The sequence below is a fragment of the Streptomyces sp. NPDC004838 genome (genome assembly GCF_053600955.1).
The window spans coordinates 27,758-52,155 of the sequence record NZ_JBSGAW010000042.1; the positions used below are offsets into that span (position 1 = coordinate 27,758).

Sequence of the window (24,398 nt, forward strand, 5' to 3'; positions counted from 1 at the left end):
CGGACCTGTGCCTGGACATCGTTTTACTCACATAGGCCCACCGCCGCATTCGTACCGGAGAAGGAAGGCCGGGGACTCGGGGTACCGGAGCCGGTGTCGTTCGGCTTCCGTCGGGAATCCGCGCCCTTTTCCGCGTCCCCCGTCGTCCCGTCCCCCTCGGAGAGGCCGGAGCCTTCGGGCGGTACGACGGTGATCGGGGAGTCCTCGCGCAGTTGCTCGAAGAGCTGGGAGGCCGCCGGCTGCACCAGCTCGTCACGGTTGCGGTTCGCCGCGTACGGCTGCCGGGGCACCGTGAGGAACTGCACGCCCTCGGTGGGGATGCTGCGGATGGAGCGGGCCAGGTCGTACAGATCCCTGAGCGTGTCGAGTCCCGGATCCGTGGTCAGCGACTTGGTCGCCGCGTCCAGCACCGGGTAGAGCTTCGCCGGGTTGAGCAGTACGCCGTCGCTCTGCACCTTCTTCACCAGCGAGGCGAGGAAGTGCTGCTGGCGGCTCATGCGTTCGGTGTCGCTGCCGTCCCCGAGGGACTTCCGGGCGCGGACGAAACCGAGGGCCTGCTCGCCGTTCAGGGTCTGTTCGCCCGCGCGCAGCCTGAGCTTCGCGGCAGGGTCGTTCACCGGCTCCTTGAGACAGACCTCGACGCCGTCCACCGCGTCGACCATCTCTTTGAAGCCGCTGAAGTCCACCACCATGTGATGGTCGATCCGGACGCCGGTCATCCGCTCGACGGTGCGGATCGTGCAGGCCGCCCCGCCGATCTCGAACGCCGAGTTGAACTGGCCGAAGTGCTCGCGGGTACGGCTGCCGTCGGCACGGCGGCAGGCCGGGATGGTCGCCATCAGGTCGCGCGGCAGGGACACCGCGGTCGAACTCTGCCGGTCGGCGGCGATGTGCAGCAGGATCGCGGTGTCGGCGCGCTGGCTGCCGCCGTCGTCGCGGCCGTATCTGCTGTTGCCCTTGCCCGCGCGGCTGTCGGAGCCGAGCAGCAGGATGTTCTGGGCGTCGAGCACGATCGGGACGGGCCGCTCCTTCTCGTACGTCTGGAGTTCGGCCGCGGCGGTGGTGTCCGTGGTGATGTTGGCGTCGAGCTTCCGGTAGAACCACCAGGCCGCGCCGGAGGCGGCGAGCACGACGAGGGAGGTCCCGAGGGCGGCCCAGCGGATCCAGTGACGTTTCTTCCGAGGGGCTTCGCCGGCTCCGGCGCCGCCGTCGGGCTCCTGGGCGTCGGGCTCGGAGGACGCGGCGACTTTGGGCTCGACGGGGAGCGCGGGGGTGTGATGCCCGTGGCCGGACCTGTCGGGTGCGGACTTGTCGGGTGTGGACGCGTCCGGGGTGGGTGCGCCGCCGACGGAGGCGGCGGGTGCGGACGCGTCCGGGGCGGAAGCGTCGGATGTCTGCGCGTCGGAGCCGGATGTGCCGGGGGCGGACGCGCTTGCGCCGGACAGGCTGGAGTCGGACGTACCGGAGTCGGACGTACCGGAGTCGGGTCCGTCGCCGTCGCTGTCGCCGGATGGGCAGGTGCCGGGCGCGCGTCCGTCGGCGGCGGCGCCCCCGGCCTCCGGCCCGCCTCCTGCCGCGGCGTCCGCGCCCGCCGCGCGGTCATCCTCGGCCTCGCCACCCGGTTCGGGGGGCGGGCCGGCACTGTCCGTCACTTCTGCGTCCGTCCTTCATGGCGTCAGCGGCGCGCTGGACCGCCGATCTCAGGAGTAGACGGTTGAGCCGAGCGCTTGGTTGTGCGTTGAAACTTGCGTATCGCCGATCATCCACCGGAGTTGAGGACTGAGCCTGAGGGCTCGGCCCTTATGTGCGCCATGTGGGTGGATTTTGGACGCTTGTCGTACGGGAACGCCTGTCATGGCGCGGTGTTGGTGACCCGCTCGCTCTCGATCCGCTTCCGCAGGCCCTCCTCGGGCAGCTTCCCGAGGTGCCGGCAGAGCACCACCGAACCCCCGGCCGCGAGAGGCGCGTACAGCCCCGCCGAGAGTCCGGCCCACGAGCCGTACCCACGGCCCGTCAGCAGCCGGGACCCGCTCACCAGCCCCAGCTCCGCCGCGTCCGTGCGAGCCTGCCCGACCAACTGTGCCGCGCTCAGCTCCAGCCCGTCGACCGCGAGCGCGGGTGCCGCCGGGTCGACAGGGGCATACGGGGCGAATCGGTCACCCTGGCCCGGCACCTCCACCGCGTAGTCGGCGAAACCCTGCGGGGTCTGCGGGAACCGTCCGCCGAGGGGCCGCAGCGCCAGGGCCACGCGCTCCCCTGAGCAGGCGCGCGCCTCCTCCAGTGTGTCCGGGCCGCTGACGACGAGATCCGCGTCCGCCGGGTCGCCGCCGATCTGGACCGTCACGCCCACCGAGGAACAGGCGAGCAGCCAGACCGCGCTCTGCCAGTGCGCGGGGAGCAGCAACGCGAGCCGGTCTCCCGGACCGGCCGCGAGGTCGCCCTGGAGCAGATTGGATGTCTTGGCCACCCAATTGGCGAAGGTGGCGACGGACAATTCCACCCGCTCACCGGTAGCGTCGTCGTAGAAAGTGATCAAGGGGCGTGCCGGATCCGAGGCGAGCGCGGATCGCAGCAGGTCGGCGGGGGTACGGTCGCTGGCGTTCACCCGCGCAAGGGTACGCGCAGTGGCGCCGCCGACCCCTCGTACCGGGCGCGGCGTCCACCGGTCGGACCGATGGGCCGTCAGTTTTCTGGGGATTTCCGACATGCGGAAGTGGTGACTCCGTTTCAGGATCTCTTCATGCGTGGATTCCTGGCTTCAACGACCGGTGTCGCGGCTTCCGCCGCGCTTGTCCTCTCGCTGACCTCGGGCGCGGTTGCCGCCCCGGCACAGACCATCCCGCCACAAGCGATCCCGCCACAGGTGGTGCAGAAGCCGGACGTGGCCGGCTCCACCCAGTCGATTCCCCTGCCGGCGCTGCCGTCCTCGCCGTCCACCCGGTCGCTGGGACCCGCCGTACAGGAACGCGGTCTGCTCGAACAGAAGGTGAAGCCGTTCTCGCTGGTCGGCGTCGTCTGGAGCGACGCGCGCGCCGAACTGCACGGCACCGTCCAGATCCGCACGCGGTCGACCGGCTCCGGCAAGTGGTCGGGCTGGCAGGACGTCGAGACCCACACCGCCGAGCACGGAGCCGACCCCGCCACCGAGGAGGGCTCGTCGGCGAAGCTCCGCGGCGCCACCGCCCCGCTGTGGGTGGGCGCTTCGGACGGTGTGGAGGTACGGGTCAGGTCCGAGGCGGGTGAATCCGCGCCGCTGCCGGGAGGGATGCGCCTCGAACTGGTCGACCCCGGCCAGGAGCCGACCCCGGCCCGCGTCGCGCCGACGACGCGCGCGATGCCTCCGGCCGCGCTGCCCGCCCAGATGCCGGAGTCGGTACCGGAGTCGGTACCGGAGTCGGTGCCGGAGTCGGCACCCGAGGCGGCGCCCGCTTCAGTGGCGAAGTCCCTGCCCGCGTCCCTGCCCGCGTCCGTGTCAGCATCCCTGCCCGCCTCCCTGCCCGAACCGGGTCCCGCGGCGATGCGCCAGGCCATGCTCGAGAACGGGCGCGAGATCGCGGTCGCCGCGAAGAAGTACGTCGGTCCGCGTCCGCCGATCGTCACCCGCAAGAAGTGGGGTGCCAGCGAGTCGCTGCGGGAGAAGGGCTTCGTCTACACCGGCCCGGTGAAGGCGGCCTTCGTCCACCACACCGCCACCGGCAACGGGTACACCTGCAAGCAGGCTCCCTCCGTCCTCCGCAGTATCTACCGCTACCACGTCGTGAGCAGCGGCTGGCGCGATTTCGGCTACAACTTCGCCGTCGACAAGTGCGGGAACATCTACGAAGGCAGGGCGGGAGGCGTGACGATGCCGGTTCTCGGCGCCCACACGCTGGGATTCAACTCCAACAGCATGGGAATCGCCGTCCTCGGGACATATAGTCACACCAATCCGCCGACGGCCGTCGTGAACGCCGTTTCCCAGTTGACCGCTTGGAAGCTCGGGTTGTTCAAGGGCAACCCCAAGGGCAAGGTGACGCTGACGTCCGCGGGGAGTGACAAGTACAAGAAGGGCAGGAAGGTCCAGTTCAACGTCATCTCCGGGCACCGCGACGGATTCCGGACCGACTGCCCTGGAGCACGCCTCTACAACAAGCTCGGCACCATCCGGAGCGCCTCCGCGAAGTACCAGGGACGCCGCTGACCGGGGGTGTCACCCCAGCTGCGTACCTTCGGACGGCCTCCGGGGAGTGCCCGTCCCGACCCGAAATCAGGAAAGCAGAGACGACAAGGTGACAGAAGCGATCCTCCTGGTCGGGGGCAAGGGCACCCGCCTGCGCCCGCTCACCGTCAACACCCCGAAGCCGATGATCCCGGCGGCGGGCATCCCCTTCCTCACCCACCAGCTCGCGCGTGCGCGGGCGGCGGGTGTGGAACGGATCGTGCTGGCGACCTCGTATCTGGCCGAGGTCTTCGAGCCGTACTTCGGTGACGGCTCGTCCCTCGGCCTCCACCTGGAGTACGTCACCGAGAAGGAGCCGCTCGGCACCGGCGGCGCGATCCGCAATGTGGCGGACCGGCTGACGTCGGGCCCGGACGACCCCGTCCTCGTCTTCAACGGGGACATCCTGACCGGGCTCGACATCCGGGCGCTCGTCTCGACGCACGAGTCGTCGGGGGCGGATGTCTCCCTGCATCTGACACGGGTGGAGGACCCCCGAGCGTTCGGCCTGGTGCCGACCGACCCGGACGGCCGGGTGACGGCCTTTCTGGAGAAGCCCCAGACGCCCGAGGAGATCGTCACCGACCAGATCAACGCGGGGGCGTACGTCTTCCGGCGCTCCGTCATCGACACGATCCCCGTGGGCCGTCCGGTCTCCGTCGAGCGGGAGACCTTCCCGGACCTCCTCTCCTCCGGAGCGCATCTCCAGGGCATGGTCGACTCCACGTACTGGCTCGACCTCGGCACTCCGCACGCCTTCGTCCGCGGCTCCGCGGACCTGGTGCTCGGCCGGGCGCCGTCCCCGGCGGTGCCCGGCGCCCGCGGTGAGTGCCTCGTCCTGGAATCCGCCACCGTCGCACCGGACGCCAAGCTCACCGGCGGCACGGTGGTCTGCGAGGGCGCCGTCGTCGCGCCCGGCGCCATCGTCGACGGCAGTGTCGTCCTCGCGGGCGCGGTCGTCGAGGAGGGCGCGATGGTCTCCTCGTCCCTGGTCGGCGTCGGCGCCCGTGTGGGGTCGCGTACCGTCCTCTCGGGCACGGTCGTCGGCGACGGCGCGACCGTGGGAGCCGACAACGAACTCCGCGCGGGCGCGCGCGTCTGGTGCGACGCGGTCCTCCCGGCGGGCGCGGTGCGGTTCTCGTCGGACCAGTAGCTCGTCGGACCGGTAGACGTGCACGTGCACGTCACGGCACGTCATGTCAGCGGTGATGCGCACCGGCGGCCGTACGCGCAGGCGTACGCGACGGCCGGGCGCGGTGGCAGGGGCGGTCGCTCTCGGGGCGACCGCCCTCGCCTCTGCCGGGCGCGGGGAGGCGGAACCGGCCCGACGGACCGGACGCGCCCCCCGTCCTCGGCGCGCACACCGGATCCGCTCGCGTCCCGGAGGGAAGGCACCGTACGGCCGCCCTTTCCGGCGAGTTGCCGGGTGCAGGGTGCCGAGGCTGCCGCCGCACCGGACCGCCGCACGGTGAGGGGCCACTGCCCCGGTGCCGGGGCGGCGTTCTCCGTACGAAGCCACCGCGTCGGCATCGGACGACGCCTCGGGGCTGCCCGCCGCCCGCCCCTCCGAGGCCCCGCACCGGGCGGACGGTCCCGCCGGGCCGGATCGTTTCTCCCAAGGGGCCGCAGCGTGTGCAGCGTGTCAGGACAGACCACGGCCGTGCCCCGAACAGCGGTCGGTCACCCGTCTCCGCCCCCCGGCGGCCCGTACCGCCTACCCTCGTACGTGTCATCCCGCCGTACGACTCCGCCCGCACCGAGGACCCCGTGTCAGGACGCTTCTCACCACGCCCCCACCCCGTCGGCTCCCGCCGCGCCGGGAGCGGAAGCGTCCCCGCCCAGGGACCCGCGCTCGTCCGGCGGTGGACGCCTCCGGGCCCGCTCGACCTGGGGCTGGTGCTCGGCCCGTTGAGGCGAGGGCCGGCGGACCCCACGTTCCGGATGACCCGTGACGGGTCCGTATGGCGGGCCAGCAGGACCCCCGACGGACCCGGCACCCTGCGCGTACGGGCCGGTGGCGCGGGGGACGTGGAGGCCGAGGCGTGGGGGCCGGGCGCGCGGTGGTTGCTGGACGGGCTGCCCGCGTTGCTCGGGGCGGACGACGACCCCGACGCCTTCACCCCCAGACACCGGCTCGTCGCGCTCGCGCGGCACCGCAGGCCCGGACTCCGCCTCACCCGCACCGGCCTGGTGCTGGAGTCCCTCATTCCGTCGATCCTGGAGCAGAAGGTCACGACGGACGAGGCGTACCGGGCCTGGCGTCTCCTCGTCCGCGCCCACGGAGAGCCCGCGCCCGGCCCTGACACCCGGCTGTACGTGATGCCCGAGCCCCGTGCCTGGGCCCTCATCCCGTCCTGGGAGTGGCACCGCGCGGGCGTCGACGGCAAACGCGCCTCCGCCGTACTGCGCGCGGTCCGCGTCGCCCGCCGGATGGAGGAGGCCGCCGCCATGGAGCCCGAACAGGCCCGCGCCCGCCTTGAGTTGATCCCCGGGATCGGCCCGTGGACCTCCGCCGAGACCGTACAGCGCAGCAATGGCGCACCGGACGCCGTCACCGTCGGAGACCTGCATCTGCCGGGCATCGTCGGCTACGCCCTCGCGGGCGACCGTCACGCCGACGACGCGGCGATGCTCGAACTGCTCGCGCCGTACGAGGGCCAGCGGCATCGCGCGGCCCGCTTCATCCTCCTCAGCGGCCGTACGCCTCCGCGCCGTACGCCCAAGATGCCGCGCGTCGACATCGGACTGCTCTGAGGCCCAGGCCCAGGCCGGGGCCCGGCGTCCGCCACCGCTCCGGCACCGCTCAAGGCCCGGCGTCCGCCACCGCTCAGGGTGCCCGGCCCGGCCAGGCGTCCGGCACTGCTCCTGCCCCTGGCACCGCTCCCGGGACTGCTCCTGACCGGGTCCTGACCCGGCTCGTCTTCCGGCCCGGTCCTTATCCACCGACGCCGAGCCCATTCCCTCGCCCGGAGGCCCGGAACGCGGCCTACCGGATCGCGATGAACGCTCCGCCGTCCCGCGGCGGCCGTTCCTTCGGCGGCCCGGCCGCGTGCCCCACCGCCACCGCCCCCATCGGATCCCAGTCCTCCGGCAGCCGCAGCACATCCCGTACGACATCGCGGCAGAACATCGTCGAGGAGACCCACGCCGAACCGAGCCGTTCACCGGCCAGCGCCACCAGGAAGTTCTGTACGCCCGCGCCCGTCGCGACGACGAACATCTCGCGCTCGGCGCCGTCCCGCCGAGGGTCCCCGTAGTGGTGCGAGCCGTCCATCACCAGACAGGGCACGACCAGGTACGGGGCCCGGCGCAGCACCTCACCCCGGCGCACGCGCTTGGCGATGGACTCCTCCGACTTGCCGTCGTGCCGCAGGTCCGCGATCCACGCCTCCCGCATCGCGTCCAGCAACTCCTTGCGGGAGGAGGCGGATTCGAGGAGTACGAAACGCCAGGGCGTGGTGTGGTGCGGGGCGGGCGCGGTGACGGCCGCCGCGACGGCGCGGCGGACCGCACCCGGATCCACCGGCTCGTCCGTGAACTCCCGGACCGTACGCCGCTGGGTGACCGCCTCCCGTACCGCCTCGGACGTACCGAGCCGGAACATGTCCTCGGCCGCGGACCGCACCAGCGCGCGGGCACCCTCGGGAGCCGTGCCTTCGGGAGTCGCGCTTTCCAGAGCCGCGCTTTCCAGAGCCTCGTCGTACGCGGCCTGGCCCACGAGGTGCCCGAGGCCGCGTACGACCGCGACCGGCAGCCCGTGTGTCTTGCCCTTGACCAGATCACCGGCCGAGGCCAGTTCATCCGCGATCGCGGTGACCGTCGCGCTCAGGGGATTGCCGTGCGCGTCGGTCCCCCCGCGCAGATCGTGGAGGACCCGCACGCCGGCCGCGCCGATCGCGACATCGGTCAGACCGTTGCGCCAGGGCCGCCCGAAGGTGTCCGTGACGATCACCCCGACGTCCACGCCGAGCGCCGCCCGCAGCCCGTCGCGGATCGACCGCGCCGAGGCGTCGGGGTCGACGGGCAGCAGGAGCACCGTCCCGGCGGGGGTGTTGGACGCGTCCACCCCGGCGGCGGCCATCACCAGCCCCTGTCGGTTCTCGACGATACGGAGCGGTCCGCGCCGCGCCACCACCCGTACCGTCTCCGCGTCGATGGCGGCCTCACGGTCCGCGGCGGCGAGCACGCGCCCCTCCGCCTTGCTCACGATCTTGGAGGTGACGAGAAGGATGTCCCCGTCCGCCAGCCCCGGTCCGGCGGCCGCGGCGATCAGCGCGGCGAGATCGTCACCGGGCCGGACCTCGGGCAGCCCGCGCACCGCCGTCACCTGGTACGACGTCACTTCATGCGCCGCCGTCTCACCGGAAGCCACCTCACCGGAAGCCACGTCACCGGAAGCCAATCCACCGGAAGTCACGTCACGGGAGGTCACCTCGCCGGGCGAAGCCTCACCGGGTGTCACCTCATGCGTCGTCACCTCGCCGGACACCGCCTCACGCGCCGTCATGCCCGCACCTCCGACGCCAGCGCCAGGGCCTGCCGCGCCATCTCGGCCGCCGCGTCGACGTCCGTCATCAGCAGGGGCACGGCCCGGCAGCGGATCCCCGCCCCCTCGACCTCCGGGACCGCTCCCGCGTCCACGGTGTCGACGAGCCAGCCGTCCAGCAGCCCGGAGCCGTAGTGCGAGGCGACCGCGGCGGCCGTGGCCTCCACGCCGACCGCCGCGAGGACCTTGTCGGCCATGCCGCGCACCGGCGCGTTCCCGACGATGGGGGAGAGGCCCACCACCGGAACGCCCGCGTCCGCGATGGCCTCGCGGATGCCGGGCACCGCCAGGATCGTGCCGACGCTGACGACCGGGTTGGACGGCGGGAAGAGGATCACATCGGCCGAGGCGATCGCCTCCAGCACCCCCGGCGCCGGTTTCGCCTGGTCGGCGCCTACCGGCACGACCGCCTCCGCGGCCACGGAGGCCCGCAGCTTCACCCAGTACTCCTGGAAGTGGATGACCTTCCGCTCGCCGTCGATCTCGACGGCGACATGTGTCTCGACCCGGTCGTCGGACATCGGCAGCAGCCGGACGCCGAGGTTCCACCGGGTGCAGAGGGCTTCGGTGACGGCGCTGAGCGGATAGCCCGCGGAGAGCATCTGCGTACGGACGATATGGGTCGCGAAGTCGCGGTCCCCGAGTCCGAACCACTCAGGCCCCACCCCGTACGCCGCCAGCTCCTCCTTGACGCGGAAGCTCTCGTCCGTACGCCCCCAGCCCTGCTCCTCGTTGATGCCACCGCCGAGCGTGTACATCACGGTGTCGAGGTCGGGGCAGACCTTCAGTCCGAACAGATGGATGTCGTCGCCGGTGTTGCCGATCACCGTGACGTCCGCTTCGGGCGCGGCCTGCTTCAGACCGCGGAGGAAACGGGCGCCGCCGATGCCGCCGGCCAGAACCACAATGCGCATGAGCAGCAGTCTGTCAGGCGCGCGCGACGTCCTGGGCGGCCGGGGAGCACTGAGCGGTGTGCATCGGCATCTCGGTCAGGCCCGGATAGTAGATGTGCAGGGACACGGCGGGTTCGAGCGAGTCATTGACCACTTCGTGCACATAACCGGGCGCGAAGACCCGTCCCCAGCGCCCGCCGGAGGGGATCCCCGTCCCGGCCGTCAGCTTCCGCGTGGTGCTCCGGGCGTGCTCGGTGAGCTGCCCTTCGAGGACCGTCAGCACACCGGACGACGGTCCGTGGTCGTGCAGCCCACTGCCCTGCCCCGGCACCCACGACAGCAGCCACACCTCGTAGCCGGGTCCGGTGCGCAGCCGGTGGTACCAGCGCGTGGTCGCGTCGTACTCGACGAGAGGGGCCCACTGCGCGCGGTCGGCGGCGATCGAGCGGGCGAGCCCGGCGAAGTCGGCGACGGTGGTCGGGTGCTCGCGCGCGGGCTGGAGAAGGTGCTGTACGGACAGGATGTCGCCGGCGATCTGGAGATCGCTGTCGCTGTTCATGAAAACGGGATTCCTCAGCAGAGAACGTGGGGGGTTCGATGCGATGCGCGCTGATCCACGCAGGGGTGATCACAGGGGTGATCAGCGGAGGGGGAGCGAAAGGCGGAGCTGGAGCGCTACGGCATCAACAGCTGGAACAGCAACAGCAACAGCGAGCCTGGACAGCGCTGCGGAACCCACGGACGGGGGTCGCGAGAGGCGCGGAGGTCGCTTGCATGCACCCAAGGTGACGGCTGAGCCGCATTGATGTCAACTCATTGACCGGTTTGGCGGCAATGTTTCACCTCATCCGGTCACAGGGCGCGGAGAAAGGTTTGTGCAGCGGGCGACCAGGAGACATGGCGCAGCAACCGTGCCCTCGGCACCGACCGGCGCCGAACGCGTTCGTCAACGCTGGGGTGATCCTGTGACCGCACTGTGATCCGGATCGCTTCACCGGCTCGATCGCAACAAGATCGAACGCTTGGACGTCCTCCTCCGTAAGAGGGGAGGGTGCGGGAGATCGCGGGGCAGGTCGTCGGCAGGTGTCAGTTTTTGGTGATTTGAACACTTTCCGCATAGCCTTGGTTCCGCAGAGTGAATACGGGACCCAATAGCAGATCTTGGCTTGACTGGCCCGGATCCACACACTTGTAATTTCACTCGTGTCGTTCGGCCGAATCGATCACGGCAACATCACGGGGACGCCAAGACAGACGAGGGGCGCACATGACCGAGCTGTTCGAACAACTGCTGGTCGAAGACGCGGACGATGAAATCGGCTGGCAGGAGCGCGCGTTGTGCGCGCAGACCGATCCCGAGTCCTTCTTCCCCGAAAAAGGCGGATCCACCCGCGAGGCGAAAAAGGTCTGCCTCGCGTGTGAAGTCCGCTCGGAATGCCTTGAGTACGCCCTCGCCAACGATGAACGATTCGGCATCTGGGGCGGGCTGTCGGAGCGTGAGCGCCGACGGCTGAAGAAGGCGGCGGTCTGACGCACCGCCCGGACCGCCGGGTCGGAACAGCCGGGCCGAAAAGCTCGAACGATTCGAACACATCGAGCCGTCGAATTATCCGAACGCATCGAATTCATCGCGTTCGGGCGCGTACGGGTACGGGCGTTGTGCGCCCGATGGAGCCGCGCCACGGTCCGCCCCCGCGGCGGACCGTTCGCGTTTCCGCGCCGTGCGTCCCGGCGGGGTGCGATCAGCGCGTCGGCGGGATGCGTCGGGTGCGTCGGGTGCGATCGGTGCGTCGTGCGGCCCGCGTCCGGCGGACCGAGCCCTGCCCGGCGGACCGGCCGTAGCGGCGGCTTCTCCAGGCGGGGATGTCCAGGCGGGGATGTCCAGGGCGGAGAAGTCCGGGCCGGGCAGGTGTCGGCGTTCACGGCGCGCTGTCGCCGCGGGCCGCCGAGCGGGTCGGGCCCGCACTCCGACAGCGGCTCCGGTGCGCTCCGGCGTGACCTCGCGCCCACCTCGTATCTCGTATGAAGTCCGCTCTCGTATGAAGCCCGCGCCCGCCGACGGAGCCCGCGCCCCCGCGTACAGGGCCGCCCCGAGGCGTACGGAAGCATCCCGAGCCGTACGACCCCCTACGCACCCCATCCCCCTACGCACCCCACCCCACCCACCGCGCACCGCCCGGCTCCTGCCGGCAGCTCCCGTCTGCACCCCCGCCGCGGCCCTCCCCGTACCCAGGACGAGCACCGTCCAAGATGTGACCTCCGGCCCCGTTCCCGGGTTCCCGCACCGGTGACAGGGGCTTTCGCCGGGCCGCCGGGACGTCCGGGCTCCGCCTCCCCCGGAGCACTTCGGACCCCGGGGCTGATCCCTACCGTTAGTGTGGGGCCCCGTCCCAGACGCTTAGCGCCCCCAAGGGGCGACCCCCTGGCCGGAGGGCCCGTACCCCGATGTCCGCCACCACCGCCGCGTTCACCCCCGCGCATCCGCAGGAATTCCCGCGGCATGTCGTCACCGCCGTACTCGTCTCGCACGACGGCGCGCGCTGGCTTTCCGACACCCTCGCCGGGCTCCTCGGCCAGGAACGCCCTGTACAGAACGTCATCGCCGCCGACACCGGCAGCGCCGACGACTCCGCCCGGCTGCTCACCGAGGCGCTCGGCGCCCACCGCGTACTGCACCTGGCACGCCGTACCGGATTCGGCGCGGCCGTCGACGAGGCCGCCCGCACCGCCGGCGTACTCACCCCCGACGACCTGCCCTATCTGAAGCGTCCCAGCGGATGGGACCCGGTCACCAGGACCTGGCAGGACGAGGCGTACGACATGCCGGAACTGCCGCACGGCGAACCCGTGCAGTGGCTGTGGCTCCTCCATGACGACAGCGCGCCCGAGCCCGGCGCCCTCGCCGAACTCCTCCGCGTCGTCGACGGCGACGAGCACGCCGCGATCGTCGGCCCCAAACTTCGCGGCTGGTACGACCGCAAGCAACTCCTCGAAGCAGGCGTCTCCATCGCCAACAGCGGACGCCGCTGGACCGGCCTCGACCGCCGTGAACAGGACCAGGGTCAGCACGACCAGATCCGGTCGGTCCTCTCCGTCTCGTCCGCCGGAATGCTCATCCGCCGCGATGTCTTCGACCAGCTCGGCGGCTTCGACCGCCGCCTCCCGCTCATGCGCGACGACGTGGACCTCTGCTGGCGCGCCCACTCCGCCGGCCACCGCGTGCTCATCGCCCCCGACGCCGTCCTGCGGCACGCCGAGGCAGCCGCCCGCGAACGCCGCACCGTCGACTGCGCGGGCCGTTCCGTCGCCAACCCGCACCGCGTCGACAAGGCCGGAGCCGTCTACACCCTGCTCACCAACGCCCGCGCCGCCGCCCTCCCGTACATCCTGCTCCGTATCGCCCTCGGCACCCTGCTGCGCACCCTCGCCTACCTCGTCGGCAAGGCCCCCGGCCAGGCCGTCGACGAGGTCATGGGACTCTTCGGCACCCTTCTGCGCCCCGAGCGGATCTTCGCCGGACGCCGCGCGCGCAAGGCCGCCCGCGCGATCGACACCGCCGAACTGCGCCCCCTCTTCCCGCCGCCCGGCGCCACCGTCCGCGCCACCGTCGAACAGATCGCGAGCCATCTCGGCGGCGGCAACGACTCCGACTCCGGCGGCGGCTCCCGCCACGGCGCGGTCGAATCCGGCCCCGGCGGCGACGACGCCGACTTCCTGGAGATCGAGCAGTTCGCCCGGCTGAAGAAGATCGCCCGCCGACCCGCTCCCGTCCTCTTCGCCGTCCTCCTCATCGTCTCCGTCGTCGCCTGCCGAGGGCTCTTCGGCGGCGGCGCCCTCGCCGGCGGCGCCCTGCTGCCCGCACCCGCCGACGTGTCCGGCCTCTGGTCGCGTTACGCCGACGCCTGGCACCCCCTCGGCACCGGCGGCACCCAGACCGCGCCGCCCTACCTCGGCGTGCTCGCGGCCCTCTCCGCTCTCTTCCTCGGCTCCACCGGCTTCGCGCTGACCCTGCTGCTCGTCTGCTCGGTGCCGCTCGCCGGACTCACCGCGTACTTCGCCTCCCGGCCCCTCGTCAGCTCCCGGCTGCTGCGGGCCTGGGCGAGCATCGCGTACGCCTTCCTCCCCGCCGCCACCGGAGCGCTCGCCACCGGCCGGCTCGGCACCGCCGTCCTCGCGATCCTGCTGCCGCTGATCGCCCGCGCCGCCGTCGCCGCCCACGGATTCCACCGGAACGGCGAGGGAAGCAGGAGCGGCGAGGGAGGCCGGACCGGCCGGAGCGCCGACGCGGGCCGGGGCAGTTGGCGCGCCACCTGGGCGTACGCCCTGCTCCTGACGGTCACCATGGCGTTCACGCCCATCGTGTGGCCGCTCGCCGTCGTCCTCGGCCTCGGTGTACTCGTCGTACGCCGCGACGACCTCACCGCGTACGCCCTCCGCTTCCTCGCCGCCGTCGGCACCCCGGTACTCGTCCTAGCGCCCTGGTCGCTCACCCTGCTGACCGGCCCGTCCGCCTTCTTCCGCGAGGCCGGACTCGACATCGGCAGCGGAACCGCGTCCGGGGTCGACCTGCTCACCATCACCCCCGGCGGCCCCAAGGCGCTCGGCACGCTGCTCCTCATCGGCATCGTCCTCGCCGCGCTCTCCGCCCTGCTGCGCGAGGAGCGGCAGTTCGCGATCCGCGCCGCGTGGACCGTCGCCCTCGTCGGACTGGTCTTCGCGGTCGTCTCCAACGGCTCCGGCTGGGCCGGACCCGCGACCCTCGTCTACGGAACCGCCCTGATCGCCGCGACCGTGCTCGGCGCGGAACTGGGCCGCACCCGAGTCTCCTCCCAGAGCTTCGGCTGGCGTCAGCCCCTGGCCATCCTCGTCGCGGGCGCCGCCGGCCTCGCCCCCGTCTATCTCGCCGTCAGCTGGATGATCACCGGAGCCGCCGGGCCGCTGGAGCGCCGCGACCCCGTCCAGGTGCCCGCCTTCGTCGCGGAGGAGAGCATCACCCGCGACCAGCCGCGCACCCTGGTACTCGGCGGCGACTCGGCCGCCGAGGTTCCGTACACGCTGGTACGGGGATCGGGCGCCCGCCTCGGCGACGCCGAACTCGCGGAGGCGGGCGGCGGCAACGCCCGCCTCGACAAGATCGTCGCCAACCTCGTCGCGGGCTCCGGCGCGGACCAGTCCAGCCAGCTCAGCGGCTTCGCGATCCGCTATGTCCTCGTACGCGACGGAGCCCCGCTCCAGACCGGCCGCGTCCTGGACGCCACTCCGGGCCTGAGCCGCCTCAGCCAGCTCGACGGCAGCGCCCTGTGGCGCGTGGACCGCCAGGTCGCCCGCGTCACCATCACCGGGGCGGGCGACCCGCTGCCGGTGGCATCGGCCGCGGTCGACGCCCACGCCGAAATCCCGTCAGGCCCGGAAGGACGCGTCCTGCGGGTCGCCGACCGCGCCGACGAGGGCTGGCAGGCGTCCCTCAACGGCCGCCCTCTCAAGAAGAAGACCGTCGACGGCTGGGCCCAGGGCTTCGAACTCCCCGCCGACGGGGGCCGACTGGCTCTGACGTACGACGAGCCAGCCACCCACACCGTCTGGATCTGGGCCCAGGCGTTCCTCGCGCTCGTCCTGGTCGTGCTCGCCCTGCCCGGCAGGCGCAAGCAGGTCGACGACGACCTCCCGGAAGAGGCCGTCGCCGCCGTGCCCTCCCAGCCGGTGGACGGCGAGGGCCGCCGGGCCCGCAGACTCCGCGCCCAGGCGGAGGAGTCCGGTGGAACGTCGCAGCAGACCGCGGCCGACCCGGCGGACCCGTACACCGCGCAAGCCGTCGCCGACCCGTACGCCCAGCAGACCGGCCGGGTCCAGCAGACGCAGCAAGCACAGCAGACGCAGCAGACCCAGCAGGAACTGCCGGAACAGCGCCGGCACAGCGCCGACTGGGATCAGCGCATGGACGAGCAGGCCCAGCCGTACGCCGTGCCCGCCGTGCCCCACGGCCATGACCAGAGCCAGTACCCCCAGGACCAGGGTCAGGCGCAATACCAGGATCAGTACCAGTACGGAAGCGACGAGTACCAGCAGCGGTTCCCGTCCGACCGGTACTCCCTGGACCAGTACTCCTCGGACCCGTACTCCTCCGGCCCGTACCCCTCCGCGGGCGATCCGTACCCGAGCGGGTACGACCAGGGCCGGTACCAGCAGCACCAGCAGCACCAGCAGCCCTACCCATCCGGCCCGTACACCCCCGAACCCGACCGCAACACGGGCTACCACCCCGAACCCGACGCGACGCGAGGCGAGTCAGAGTGAAGCGCACGACCATCTCCCTGCTCGCGACCGCGACCGTCCTCGCCGTGATCACCGGGATCGCCTCGCTCACCACGCCCGACGGCGACAGCGGGAAGACCGACGCCAAGGCCCCGGCACTGCTCCCGGTCGAGCGCTCCAGTCTGCTCTGCCCCGCGCCCAGCGGCTCGGAGATCGCCGAGACCGTGTACACCTCCTTCACCCCCGCATCGGACGCGGGAGGCGACAGGCCGACGGGTACGGCCGACCTCACCACGTCGGCCTCGCCCCTCGCGGACCCCGGCACCGACCCGAAGAAGGCCGACACTTCAGACAAGGAAGCCAAGGAAGACAACGCCGACAAGGCCGAGAAGGCCGGGGAGAGCGCGAAGAACCGAGCGGCGGAGAAGCCGGTGGTCTCCCTCAAGGAGCCCGGCAAGCCCGTCGCCGCCGAGGCGAGCGGCGGTGACGCCCCCGCACTGGTCGGCACCGCCACCGGCGCTCTCGCACCCGGCTGGACCGCCCAGCAGACCACCACGGTCACCGCGGGCAGCGCGCGCGGACTGCTCGGCACCCCCTGCACCGGCCCTGACACCGGCTTCTGGTTCCCCGGCGCGTCCACCGCCAAGGAACGGCAGGACTACGTCCACCTCACCAACCCCGACGAAACCGCCGCCGTCGCCGACATCGAGCTGTACGGCAAGGACGGCGCACTCAAGACCACCGGCGGCGACGGCCTCCCTGTCCCCGCCGGATCCAGCGTCCCGATCCTGCTCTCCACCCTCACCGCCGAGGCCGCCCCGGACCTCACCGTCCGTGTCACGGTCCGCTCGGGCCGGCTCGGCGCGGCCCTGCGATCCGCCGAGGACAAGGCGGGCAGCGACTGGCTCAACGCCTCGGCCGACCCCTCGGGGACAGTCGTGCTCCCCGGCATTCCGGCCGACGCGACCTCCGTACGCCTGGTGGCCTTCGCACCGGGTGACGACGACGCCGATCTGAAGATCGAGCTCGCGGGCCCCGGCGGCAAGATCGTCCCGGCCGGGTTCGAGAGCCTCCGCGTCAAATCCCGCATGACCGCGAGCGTGGACCTCCGGGACGTCACCAAGGGCGAGGCCGGTTCTCTGATCCTCAGCCCGGCCCAGGCCGGGCGCGGTACTCCGGTCGTCGCGGCGCTGCGGGTCGTACGCGGCGAGGGCGCCAAACAGGAGATCGCCTTCATCCCGGCCGCCGCGCCCGTCGGCGCCCGGTCGAGCGTCGCGGACAACCGTGCCAAGGGCTCGACCCTCGCGCTCACCGCGCCCGGCGCCGCCGCCCAGGTCAAGGTCACCGCGTCGGCGGGGACCGAGGGAGGTACGCAGGTGGTGAAGACGTACACGGTCAAGGCGGGCACCACCCTGGCGGTCGCCGCTCCCGTGCCGGACGGCTTGAAGGGTTCGTACGCACTCACCGTCGAGACCACGTCCGGCGGCCCGGTCCACGCGTCGCGCATGCTTTCGCTGACCCAGGGCGGCGTCGAGATGTTCACGGTCCAGACGCTGCCGGACGACAAGGGCACGGTTGCGGTGCCCACGGCGCGGCAGGACCTCTCGGTCCTCGACGACTGAAATTCCGTGCCTCTGTAAGGCATTTCACGGCACTTCGCGGCACTTCACGGCGCTTCCGTACGGAGGCAAGGGGCGACGGGCGGCCCGGTTGTCCGATCGGCCCAGGGAGGCCGGCCGCTGATCGGCCCGTACGCGTGAGAGCCGTACGACATGCTCGTACGGCTCTCACGAACTGCTCAGAGACGGCTCCGCAGGGTTCAAGACCCGCCGTCCATCTGCCCCGCAGGGATCAAGACCCGACGTCCGTCTGTCCCGTCGGGTTCAGGAATCGGGCGACCGCAGCACGCGCAGATGTCCGCGGCGGGCGACTTCCAGCGGATCCGCCGTGCGCCGCCCTTTCTGGGCCTCGGCGGCCGGGCGTCCTTGCGGACGGGCGGCTTCCCGTACGGCGTTGGCGAGGGCTTCCAGATCGTCACCACTGGGCCGGGCCGGGGCCGAGCCGTCGGTGAGCCGTACGACGTCCCAGCCGCGCGGTGCGGTCAGACGCTCGCTGTGCTCGGCGCACAGGTCGTAGCAGTGGGGTTCGGCATAGGTGGCGAGCGGGCCGAGGACCGCCGTCGAATCGGCATAGACGTACGTCAGTGTCGCGACGGCGGGGCGGCCGCACGCGGTGCGCGAACATCGACGTACAGGGCTCACGAGGTTGGACGGTACCGCACTCTTGAACGGGCTGCGACGACTCTCCATCAGGTCACTCCACCGTGTCGTCGTGTGATTCCGGTTGTGCGAGGCTTTCGAAGAGCCGTTCTGACCTGCGGGTAAGGATCTCCGGGAGGAGCGGTGACAGCCGGTGAACCGGTCATGACGGGACGTAAATCAGGTCATTCGCCGTCCGCCCCGCGATCGCCGGAGCGCAGACAACCGACCTCAAGAGCCGCCGGAACGATCACTTGCCGACACACCGCTCTGCCCTCCCCTCGGCTCTCCTTCCCTGCTCTTCCTCTTCGCTTCCTCTTCGCTTCTTCTTCCCCTCATCCGGCTGTTCTTGCACGGTGTTTCCCGGTGTTCCTCGGTGTTCCTCGGGGCGCCTCCGGCGCTCTCCGGAAGGTTCCCGGGTACGTCCACGGTGTGCTTGCCTGATCGCCGTACGCTCCGGAGAGCTACCCTGCGTGAGTGATGGACAGTTCCGTACCGCCCAGCCCGAGCGAGCCGAGACGGCCTCGTCCGCCCGAGCCGAGGCCCCGCCGTCGCGATCGCCATGGCCGCGGTATGAGGGGCCCCGTCGCCCCGCCGCAGGTGCCCCTCGCGGCCAGCCGGTCGGAGACCTTCCGGGACCTGGTCCAGGACTCGGTGGAACGGCTGGAGCGCCGCTGGCCGCAACTGGCCGATGTGGACTTCCTCGTCATGGACGTGCCAGGCGTCCGGGAGGAGACTGTGCCGCTGGGCAGTTCGCTCGCCGCCGCGAAGGACCGGCCGGCCACGATCGTGGTCTACCGGCGGCCGGTCGAGATCCGGACGAAGAACCGCGAGGAACGTGCCCTCTTGGTGCACGAGGTCGTGGTGGAGCAGGTGGCGGAGCTGCTGGGGCTGGCCCCGGAGTCGGTCGACCCCCGTTACGGCCAAGAGTGACGTGTTCGGATAATTCGTGTTCCGATAACTTGGGGCGACCGCACAGAGACTCCGGAAGGGCTGGCCAGTGGTTGCTGATCTCTCGCAGATCGTGAAGGCGTACGACATTCGCGGGGTGGTGCCGGATCAGTGGGACGAGACGCTGGCCGAACTGTTCGGCGCGGCGTTCGTTCAGGTCACGGAGGCCGACGCCATCGTCGTCGGCCACGACATGCGCCCTTCGTCGCCCGGCCTCTCACAGGCGTTCGCACGCGGTGCCGCGGCGAGGGGTGCGGACGTCACCCTGATCGGGCTCTGCTCCACGGACCAGCTGTATTTCGCCTCCGGTCACCTCGGGCTGCCCGGCGCGATGTTCACCGCTTCGCACAACCCGGCGCAGTACAACGGCATCAAGATGTGCCGCGCGGGCGCGGCCCCCGTCGGCCAGGACACCGGCCTCGCGGAGATCCGCGAACTGGCGCAGACCTGGTCGTCGTCCGGAGCCCCCGCACCGGTCGCCACGACGGGCCGGATCACCGAGCACGAGACCCTCTCGGAGTACGCGGCCCATCTGCTGTCGCTCGTGGACCTGTCGGCGATGCGTCCGCTGAAGGTGGTCGTGGACGCGGGCAACGGCATGGGCGGCCACACGGTGCCCACCGTCTTCGAGTCGCTGCCCATCACCCTCGTACCGATGTACTTCGAACTCGACGGCACCTTCCCCAACCACGAGGCCAACCCGCTGGACCCGGCGAACATCGTCGACCTCCAGGAGCGCGTACGGGCCGAGGGAGCCGACATCGGGCTCGCGTTCGACGGCGACGCCGACCGCTGCTTCGTCGTGGACGAACGGGGCGAGGGCGTCTCGCCGTCCGCGATCACCGCCCTGGTCGCAGCCCGCGAACTGGCGAAACACCCCGGCGGCACGGTGATCCACAACCTGATCACCTCCTGGTCCGTCCCCGAGGTCGTCCGTGAAAACGGCGGTTCTCCCGTCCGTACGCGCGTGGGCCACTCCTTCATCAAGCAGGAAATGGCCCGCACCGGAGCCATCTTCGGCGGCGAACACTCGGCCCACTACTACTTCCGCGACTTCTGGAACGCCGATACGGGCATGCTCGCCGCGCTCCACGTCCTCGCCGCCCTCGGTACACAGGACAGGCCCCTGTCCCAACTGGTCGCCCAGTACGACCGCTACACCGGCTCCGGCGAGATCAACTCCACCGTGGCCGACCAGTCCGCCAGCGCCGACGCAGTTCGGGCCGCCTTCGAGTCCCGCCCCGACGTCGCCCTCGACGACCTCGACGGACTCACGGTCAACGCCCCCGACTGGTGGTTCAACCTCCGCCCCTCCAACACGGAACCTCTCCTCCGGCTGAACGTCGAGGCGCGCGACGAGTCCACGATGAGGAAGATCCGCGACGAGGTCCTGTCTCTGATCCGCGGAGTCTGACCCACCGCGCTCCCTCGCTCCCGCGCGTTGCTGTGCCCGGCCGCCCCCGCGCCGCTGTGCTTCCCGGCGGGGCGGGGGGCGGCGCGCGGCGGAGGCCGCCGTCTGCGATGGGGTACGCGGTACCCCACCGCAGACTTCGCCCGCACCTGGTTCTCCCGGTGCGGGGTGCGGGGTACGGAGTGTGTGTCGCCGTGCGCTGCCGAACCCGGATCCGCGTCACCGCCGCATGGCTCGGCGCGAGGCTGCCGCTCGGGGTGCGAAGGGTGCGCGGCCGCGCGGGGACGGGCGGGGACGGGCGGGAAATCCCCCGCCCGGCACCTCCCGACCCCCTCGGACACCTCAGCCCACCACGCCTGCGGCCGTACGCCGGCCGAACACCCGGCTTCCCGGCCGGCTCAGCCGACGCAGTCGGCCCGGCGGAGCCCGGCGGCGGACAAGACGCAAGCGGAACCTCCCGTACCCCCAGGGCGCGGCGCGCGTCTCCGCCCGGCGGTACGCTGACGTGGTCCGATCCAGCCGCCCGGCACCCCGCACCCGCGCCCCGTGTCGCCCGTTCGACCCGCCCAACCGGGCGACCGGACGGCGACCCGCCCGCCGGCCACAGAAGGGAACCCCGCACATGCCGCTCGAAGCCGGTCTCCTCGAAATCCTGGCCTGCCCCGCCTGTCACAGCCCTCTGAGCGACAGCAGCGCCGCGGACACCCCCGAACTGATCTGCACCGGCGAGGACTGCGGCCTCGCCTACCCCGTCCGGGACGGCATCCCCGTACTCCTCGTCGACGAAGCGCGTCGCCCAGGGGGATCGGTCTAAAGGTCTTTCGTCCGGGATCAGGCTGGTTCAGGGAGCGGGTCCGGTGGCGTGCGGTGCAGGGCGCAGGAGGGAGTCCGAGCCCTCAAAGCCAAGGGACGCCCCGGAGGCGAACTGAGCCCACAAAAACGAACGAGAGCCCTAAAGTAGGGCGCCATAGGCGATCCCCCGGCGATCGGAGACCCCACCCCATGCTCGACGAGTCGCTCCTCGACGACCCGGAAGCTCTGGCCCGCGCCGACCGCCGGGGACTGCTCCGCGGCGCCGCCGAAGCCGGGGCGAGAGTACGGACGGCCACCCGCCACGCAGCCGAAGCGGGAATCGCCGAGCTGAAGCCCGACGGCCGCCCCCGCGCCATCCTCATCGCGGGATCCGGTACCGCCGCCACCGGCGTCGCCGACCTGATCGGCGCCCTCGCCGGCGCCGGCGCCCCCGTCACCAGGCTGCACCCCACCGGCGTCGCCCACGCCGCGGGCGCCCTGCGCTGGACACTCCCCGGCTGGGCGGGCTCCGTCGACCTCCTCCTCGTCGCCACGACCGACGGCAGCGAACCCGGCCTCGAACTCCTCGCCGAACAGGCGTACCGCCGAGGCTGCACCGTCGTCGCCGTCGCCCCGCAAGGCACCCCGCTCACCGAAGCCGTCGGCGGCCGACACGGCGTCGTCGTCCCGATGGCCACCGCCCCGCACGAGCTGTACGAGGAGACCCAGGCGGCCAGCCCCGGCGCGCTGTGGGCGCTGTTCACCCCGCTGCTTGCGCTCCTCGACCGCGTCGGCCTCCTCGAAGCACCCCCGGAGACCCTCGCCAAGGTCGCCGACCGCCTCGACCGTGCCGCCGAGCGCTGCGGCCCCGCCATCGCCACCTACAGCAACCCGGCCAAGACGCTCGCAGCGGAACTGACCGACAGCCTCCCGCTGATCTGGACCGAAGGCGTGGGCGCGGCCCCTGCGGGCCGCCGCTTCGCGGCCGTACTGGCGGAGCTCGCCGGCCGCCCCGCCCTCGCCGCCGAACTCCCCGAGGCGCTGCCCGCCCACGGCGTACTGCTCGCGGGCGCCCTCGCCGCCGGCGCGGACCCGGAGGACTTCTTCCGCGACCGCGTGGAGGAACCGCAGGCCCTGCGCGCCCGTGTCGTCCTGCTGCGCGACCGCCCCACCGGCGGACTGACCGCCGCCCCCGCCGCCCGCGAACTCGCGCTCAGCCACGACACCCCGATCAGCGAGCTGGAACCGGAGGACGGCTCCGAGCTGGAGTCGATCGCCGAACTGCTCGCCGTCACCGACTTCGCCGCCGTCTACCTGGCGCTCGCGACTCCCGCCACGCCGTCCTAGTGCCGTGACCGGAAACGCTCACCGGCCCGCGACGCCCCGCACGGCGCTTCCCCCTCCGTGTCCTGCGGGCACGGGCGGTACCCCCAGCGTTGTCGGACCACCCGAGTCCGGCGAGCCCGCCGCGTACGGCGAATACGAGCCGCGGGCCTCCGCCTCACGCCGCACCGGACGCGCCTTACGCCGCACCGGACGCCGCGGGCCCACCGGCAGCCGCCTCCGGTCACCGCACCGACCAGTGCCGTGACGGGTGACATACGCACACCGGTGAACCCGGCGAACCCCCTCGGTCACAGCCCAGCCGCCGCCACAGCAGCGGATCGGCCCAGCAGGAGCAGGAGCGGACGGAACCCCGGCGGCAACAGTCCACCAGCTCGACGAACCCCTTACGACGAACTCCTTCCGACGAACCCCTTCCGAGGAACCCCGCCCGACGCGGGCAGTACCCCCGACCACCCCAGCGGCCACACCGACACGCGCGGGCACGCGCCGACGATCACAGCACGCCGCACCACGCAGAAAGAAGAACATGGACCGCCTCTCCAACACCGTGCGTCCGTACGCGTGGGGCTCCACGACCGCCATCCCGGAGCTGCTCGGCACCGCCCCCACCGGTGAACCCCAGGCCGAGATGTGGATGGGCGCCCACCCCGGCGCGCCCTCCCACCTCGACCGAGGTCCCCTCGACGAGGTCATCGCCGCCAACCCCGTGAGCGAACTCGGCGCCCCGACCATGGCCAAGTTCGGCCCCCGACTGCCGTTTCTGCTCAAACTCCTCGCCGCCGGCGCCCCGCTCTCCCTCCAGGTCCACCCGAACCTCGCGCAGGCGCAAGAGGGGTACGCCGCCGAGGAACGCGCGGGCATCCCGGTCGACTCCCCGCAGCGCAACTACAAGGACGCCAACCACAAACCCGAACTGATCTGCGCGCTCACCCCGTTCGACGGACTGTGCGGGTTCCGCACACCGCTCGCGGCCGCCGAACTCCTCGCCGGACTCGACGTCGACTCGCTGAAGCCGTACGTCGACGTGCTGCACGCCCACCCGGAGGAAGCCGCGCTCCGCGAGGTCCTGACCGCCGTGCTGACAGCCGACCGTCAGGAGATGGCGGACACGGTCACCGAAGCCGCCACGGCCGCGGACTGGCTCGGCGGCGACTACACCCCGTACGCGCAGATCGCACACCACTTCCCCGGCGACCCCGGTCTCATCGCCGCGATGCTGCTCAACCACGTCCGACTGCAGCCCGGTGAAGCCCTGTTCCTCGGCTCCGGAGTCCCCCACGCGTACTTGAGCGGCCTCGGCATCGAGATCATGGCGAACTCGGACAACGTCCTGCGCTGCGGCCTCACCCCCAAGCATGTGGACGTTCCCGAACTCCTGCGCGTCGTCCGCTTCGAACCGGCCGACCCCGCGATCCTGCGCCCCGAGGCGTCACCGGCCGGCGAAGAGGTGTACGACGCGCCGATCGACGAGTTCCGGCTCTCCCGCTATCTCCTCGCGCGCGACGCGAAGCCGCGTGACATCACCGCGCCCACCCCGCAGATCCTGCTCTGCACGTCGGGAGGCGTCAGAGCGGGCGAACTGACGCTCGGGCCGGGCGAGTCGGCATTCGTCCCCGCAGGGGACGAAGTGGAGATCTCGGGCGCGGAGGGCGGCGGCGGGACCCTCTACCGCGCGACCGTCGCGATCTGACGCGAACCTGCCCGTCGGCCCTGCGACAATGGCGCACCGCGCGGCTCGGGCGAGGCACGT

At 71.9% G+C, this 24,398-nt stretch carries 17 protein-coding genes; 11 read left to right on the forward strand and 6 right to left on the reverse strand.

Features of this window, described 5'->3' with window-relative positions; translation table 11 throughout:
• Positions 1-23 precede the first annotated feature (23 nt).
• The gene (locus ACWEFL_RS33335) at positions 24-1,652 is read right to left on the reverse strand and encodes an LCP family glycopolymer transferase (protein ID WP_451720132.1); all 1,629 of its coding nucleotides are present in this window, start codon (positions 1,650-1,652) and stop codon (positions 24-26) included.
• A gap of 200 nt (positions 1,653-1,852) precedes the next feature.
• Positions 1,853-2,605 (reverse strand): TIGR03089 family protein, encoded by a 753-nt coding sequence (locus tag ACWEFL_RS33340; protein WP_451720134.1) that lies wholly within the window; start codon positions 2,603-2,605, stop codon positions 1,853-1,855.
• Between the two features lie 135 nt (positions 2,606-2,740).
• Between ACWEFL_RS33340 and ACWEFL_RS33345 the strand changes: the two genes are divergently transcribed.
• From ACWEFL_RS33345 to ACWEFL_RS33355, 3 genes are all read left to right on the forward strand, one after another.
• On the forward strand, positions 2,741-4,180 hold the full coding sequence (locus ACWEFL_RS33345) for an N-acetylmuramoyl-L-alanine amidase (RefSeq protein ID WP_451720136.1): 1,440 nt from the start codon (positions 2,741-2,743) through the stop codon (positions 4,178-4,180).
• 88 nt (positions 4,181-4,268) lie between these two features.
• Positions 4,269-5,351 (forward strand): sugar phosphate nucleotidyltransferase, encoded by a 1,083-nt coding sequence (locus ACWEFL_RS33350; protein ID WP_451720139.1) that lies wholly within the window; start codon positions 4,269-4,271, stop codon positions 5,349-5,351.
• 614 nt (positions 5,352-5,965) lie between these two features.
• The gene (locus tag ACWEFL_RS33355) at positions 5,966-6,952 is read left to right on the forward strand and encodes a DNA-3-methyladenine glycosylase family protein (protein WP_451720141.1); all 987 of its coding nucleotides are present in this window, start codon (positions 5,966-5,968) and stop codon (positions 6,950-6,952) included.
• Between the two features lie 232 nt (positions 6,953-7,184).
• Here ACWEFL_RS33355 and ACWEFL_RS33360 read toward each other — a convergent pair whose 3' ends face one another.
• Genes ACWEFL_RS33360 through ACWEFL_RS33370 form a run of 3 tightly spaced genes read right to left on the reverse strand, consistent with a single transcriptional unit; the run spans position 7,185 to position 10,196 of the window.
• Entirely contained in the window at positions 7,185-8,705 is a 1,521-nt protein-coding gene (locus tag ACWEFL_RS33360) for a coenzyme F420-0:L-glutamate ligase (protein WP_451720143.1), read from the reverse strand.
• A complete protein-coding gene (cofD, locus tag ACWEFL_RS33365; protein WP_451720146.1) occupies positions 8,702-9,658 on the reverse strand; it encodes a 2-phospho-L-lactate transferase in 957 nt (318 codons plus the stop codon). The genes ACWEFL_RS33360 and cofD overlap by 4 nt, the downstream gene beginning before the upstream one ends.
• Positions 9,659-9,671: 13 nt before the next feature.
• Positions 9,672-10,196, reverse strand: coding sequence for a cysteine dioxygenase (locus tag ACWEFL_RS33370; RefSeq protein ID WP_451720148.1), 525 nt, complete (start codon positions 10,194-10,196; stop codon positions 9,672-9,674).
• A gap of 708 nt (positions 10,197-10,904) precedes the next feature.
• Here ACWEFL_RS33370 and ACWEFL_RS33375 point away from each other — a divergent pair.
• From ACWEFL_RS33375 to ACWEFL_RS33385, 3 genes are all read left to right on the forward strand, one after another.
• Complete coding sequence (locus ACWEFL_RS33375) at positions 10,905-11,168, forward strand: WhiB family transcriptional regulator (protein ID WP_006348971.1); 264 nt, start codon at positions 10,905-10,907, stop codon at positions 11,166-11,168.
• A gap of 914 nt (positions 11,169-12,082) precedes the next feature.
• Positions 12,083-15,931, forward strand: coding sequence for a glycosyltransferase (locus tag ACWEFL_RS33380; RefSeq protein ID WP_451720151.1), 3,849 nt, complete (start codon positions 12,083-12,085; stop codon positions 15,929-15,931).
• Positions 15,928-17,511 carry a DUF5719 family protein gene (locus ACWEFL_RS33385; protein WP_451720154.1) on the forward strand — a complete coding sequence of 528 codons (1,584 nt, stop codon included), beginning with the start codon at positions 15,928-15,930 and terminating at the stop codon, positions 17,509-17,511. The genes ACWEFL_RS33380 and ACWEFL_RS33385 overlap by 4 nt, the downstream gene beginning before the upstream one ends.
• A gap of 261 nt (positions 17,512-17,772) precedes the next feature.
• Here the strand turns inward: ACWEFL_RS33385 and ACWEFL_RS33390 are convergent, their stop codons facing one another.
• A complete protein-coding gene (locus tag ACWEFL_RS33390) occupies positions 17,773-18,198 on the reverse strand; it encodes a DUF3499 domain-containing protein (RefSeq protein WP_451720157.1) in 426 nt (141 codons plus the stop codon).
• Between the two features lie 429 nt (positions 18,199-18,627).
• Here ACWEFL_RS33390 and ACWEFL_RS33395 point away from each other — a divergent pair, with 429 nt between their 5' ends.
• The 5 genes from ACWEFL_RS33395 to manA all read left to right on the forward strand — a co-directional run bounded on the left by ACWEFL_RS33395 (position 18,628) and on the right by manA (position 24,338).
• The gene (locus ACWEFL_RS33395) at positions 18,628-19,080 is read left to right on the forward strand and encodes a metallopeptidase family protein (RefSeq protein WP_451720195.1); all 453 of its coding nucleotides are present in this window, start codon (positions 18,628-18,630) and stop codon (positions 19,078-19,080) included.
• 67 nt (positions 19,081-19,147) lie between these two features.
• Positions 19,148-20,512: a phosphomannomutase/phosphoglucomutase gene (locus ACWEFL_RS33400; RefSeq protein ID WP_451720160.1), complete on the forward strand. Its 1,365-nt coding sequence runs from the start codon at positions 19,148-19,150 to the stop codon at positions 20,510-20,512.
• A 619-nt stretch (positions 20,513-21,131) separates the two neighbouring features.
• The gene (locus ACWEFL_RS33405; RefSeq protein WP_451720163.1) at positions 21,132-21,323 is read left to right on the forward strand and encodes a Trm112 family protein; all 192 of its coding nucleotides are present in this window, start codon (positions 21,132-21,134) and stop codon (positions 21,321-21,323) included.
• Positions 21,324-21,511: 188 nt separating this feature from the next.
• Positions 21,512-22,648, forward strand: coding sequence for an SIS domain-containing protein (locus ACWEFL_RS33410; RefSeq protein ID WP_451720166.1), 1,137 nt, complete (start codon positions 21,512-21,514; stop codon positions 22,646-22,648).
• A gap of 526 nt (positions 22,649-23,174) precedes the next feature.
• Positions 23,175-24,338: a mannose-6-phosphate isomerase, class I gene (gene manA, locus ACWEFL_RS33415; RefSeq protein WP_451720169.1), complete on the forward strand. Its 1,164-nt coding sequence runs from the start codon at positions 23,175-23,177 to the stop codon at positions 24,336-24,338.
• The last annotated feature ends 60 nt before the right edge of the window (positions 24,339-24,398 follow it).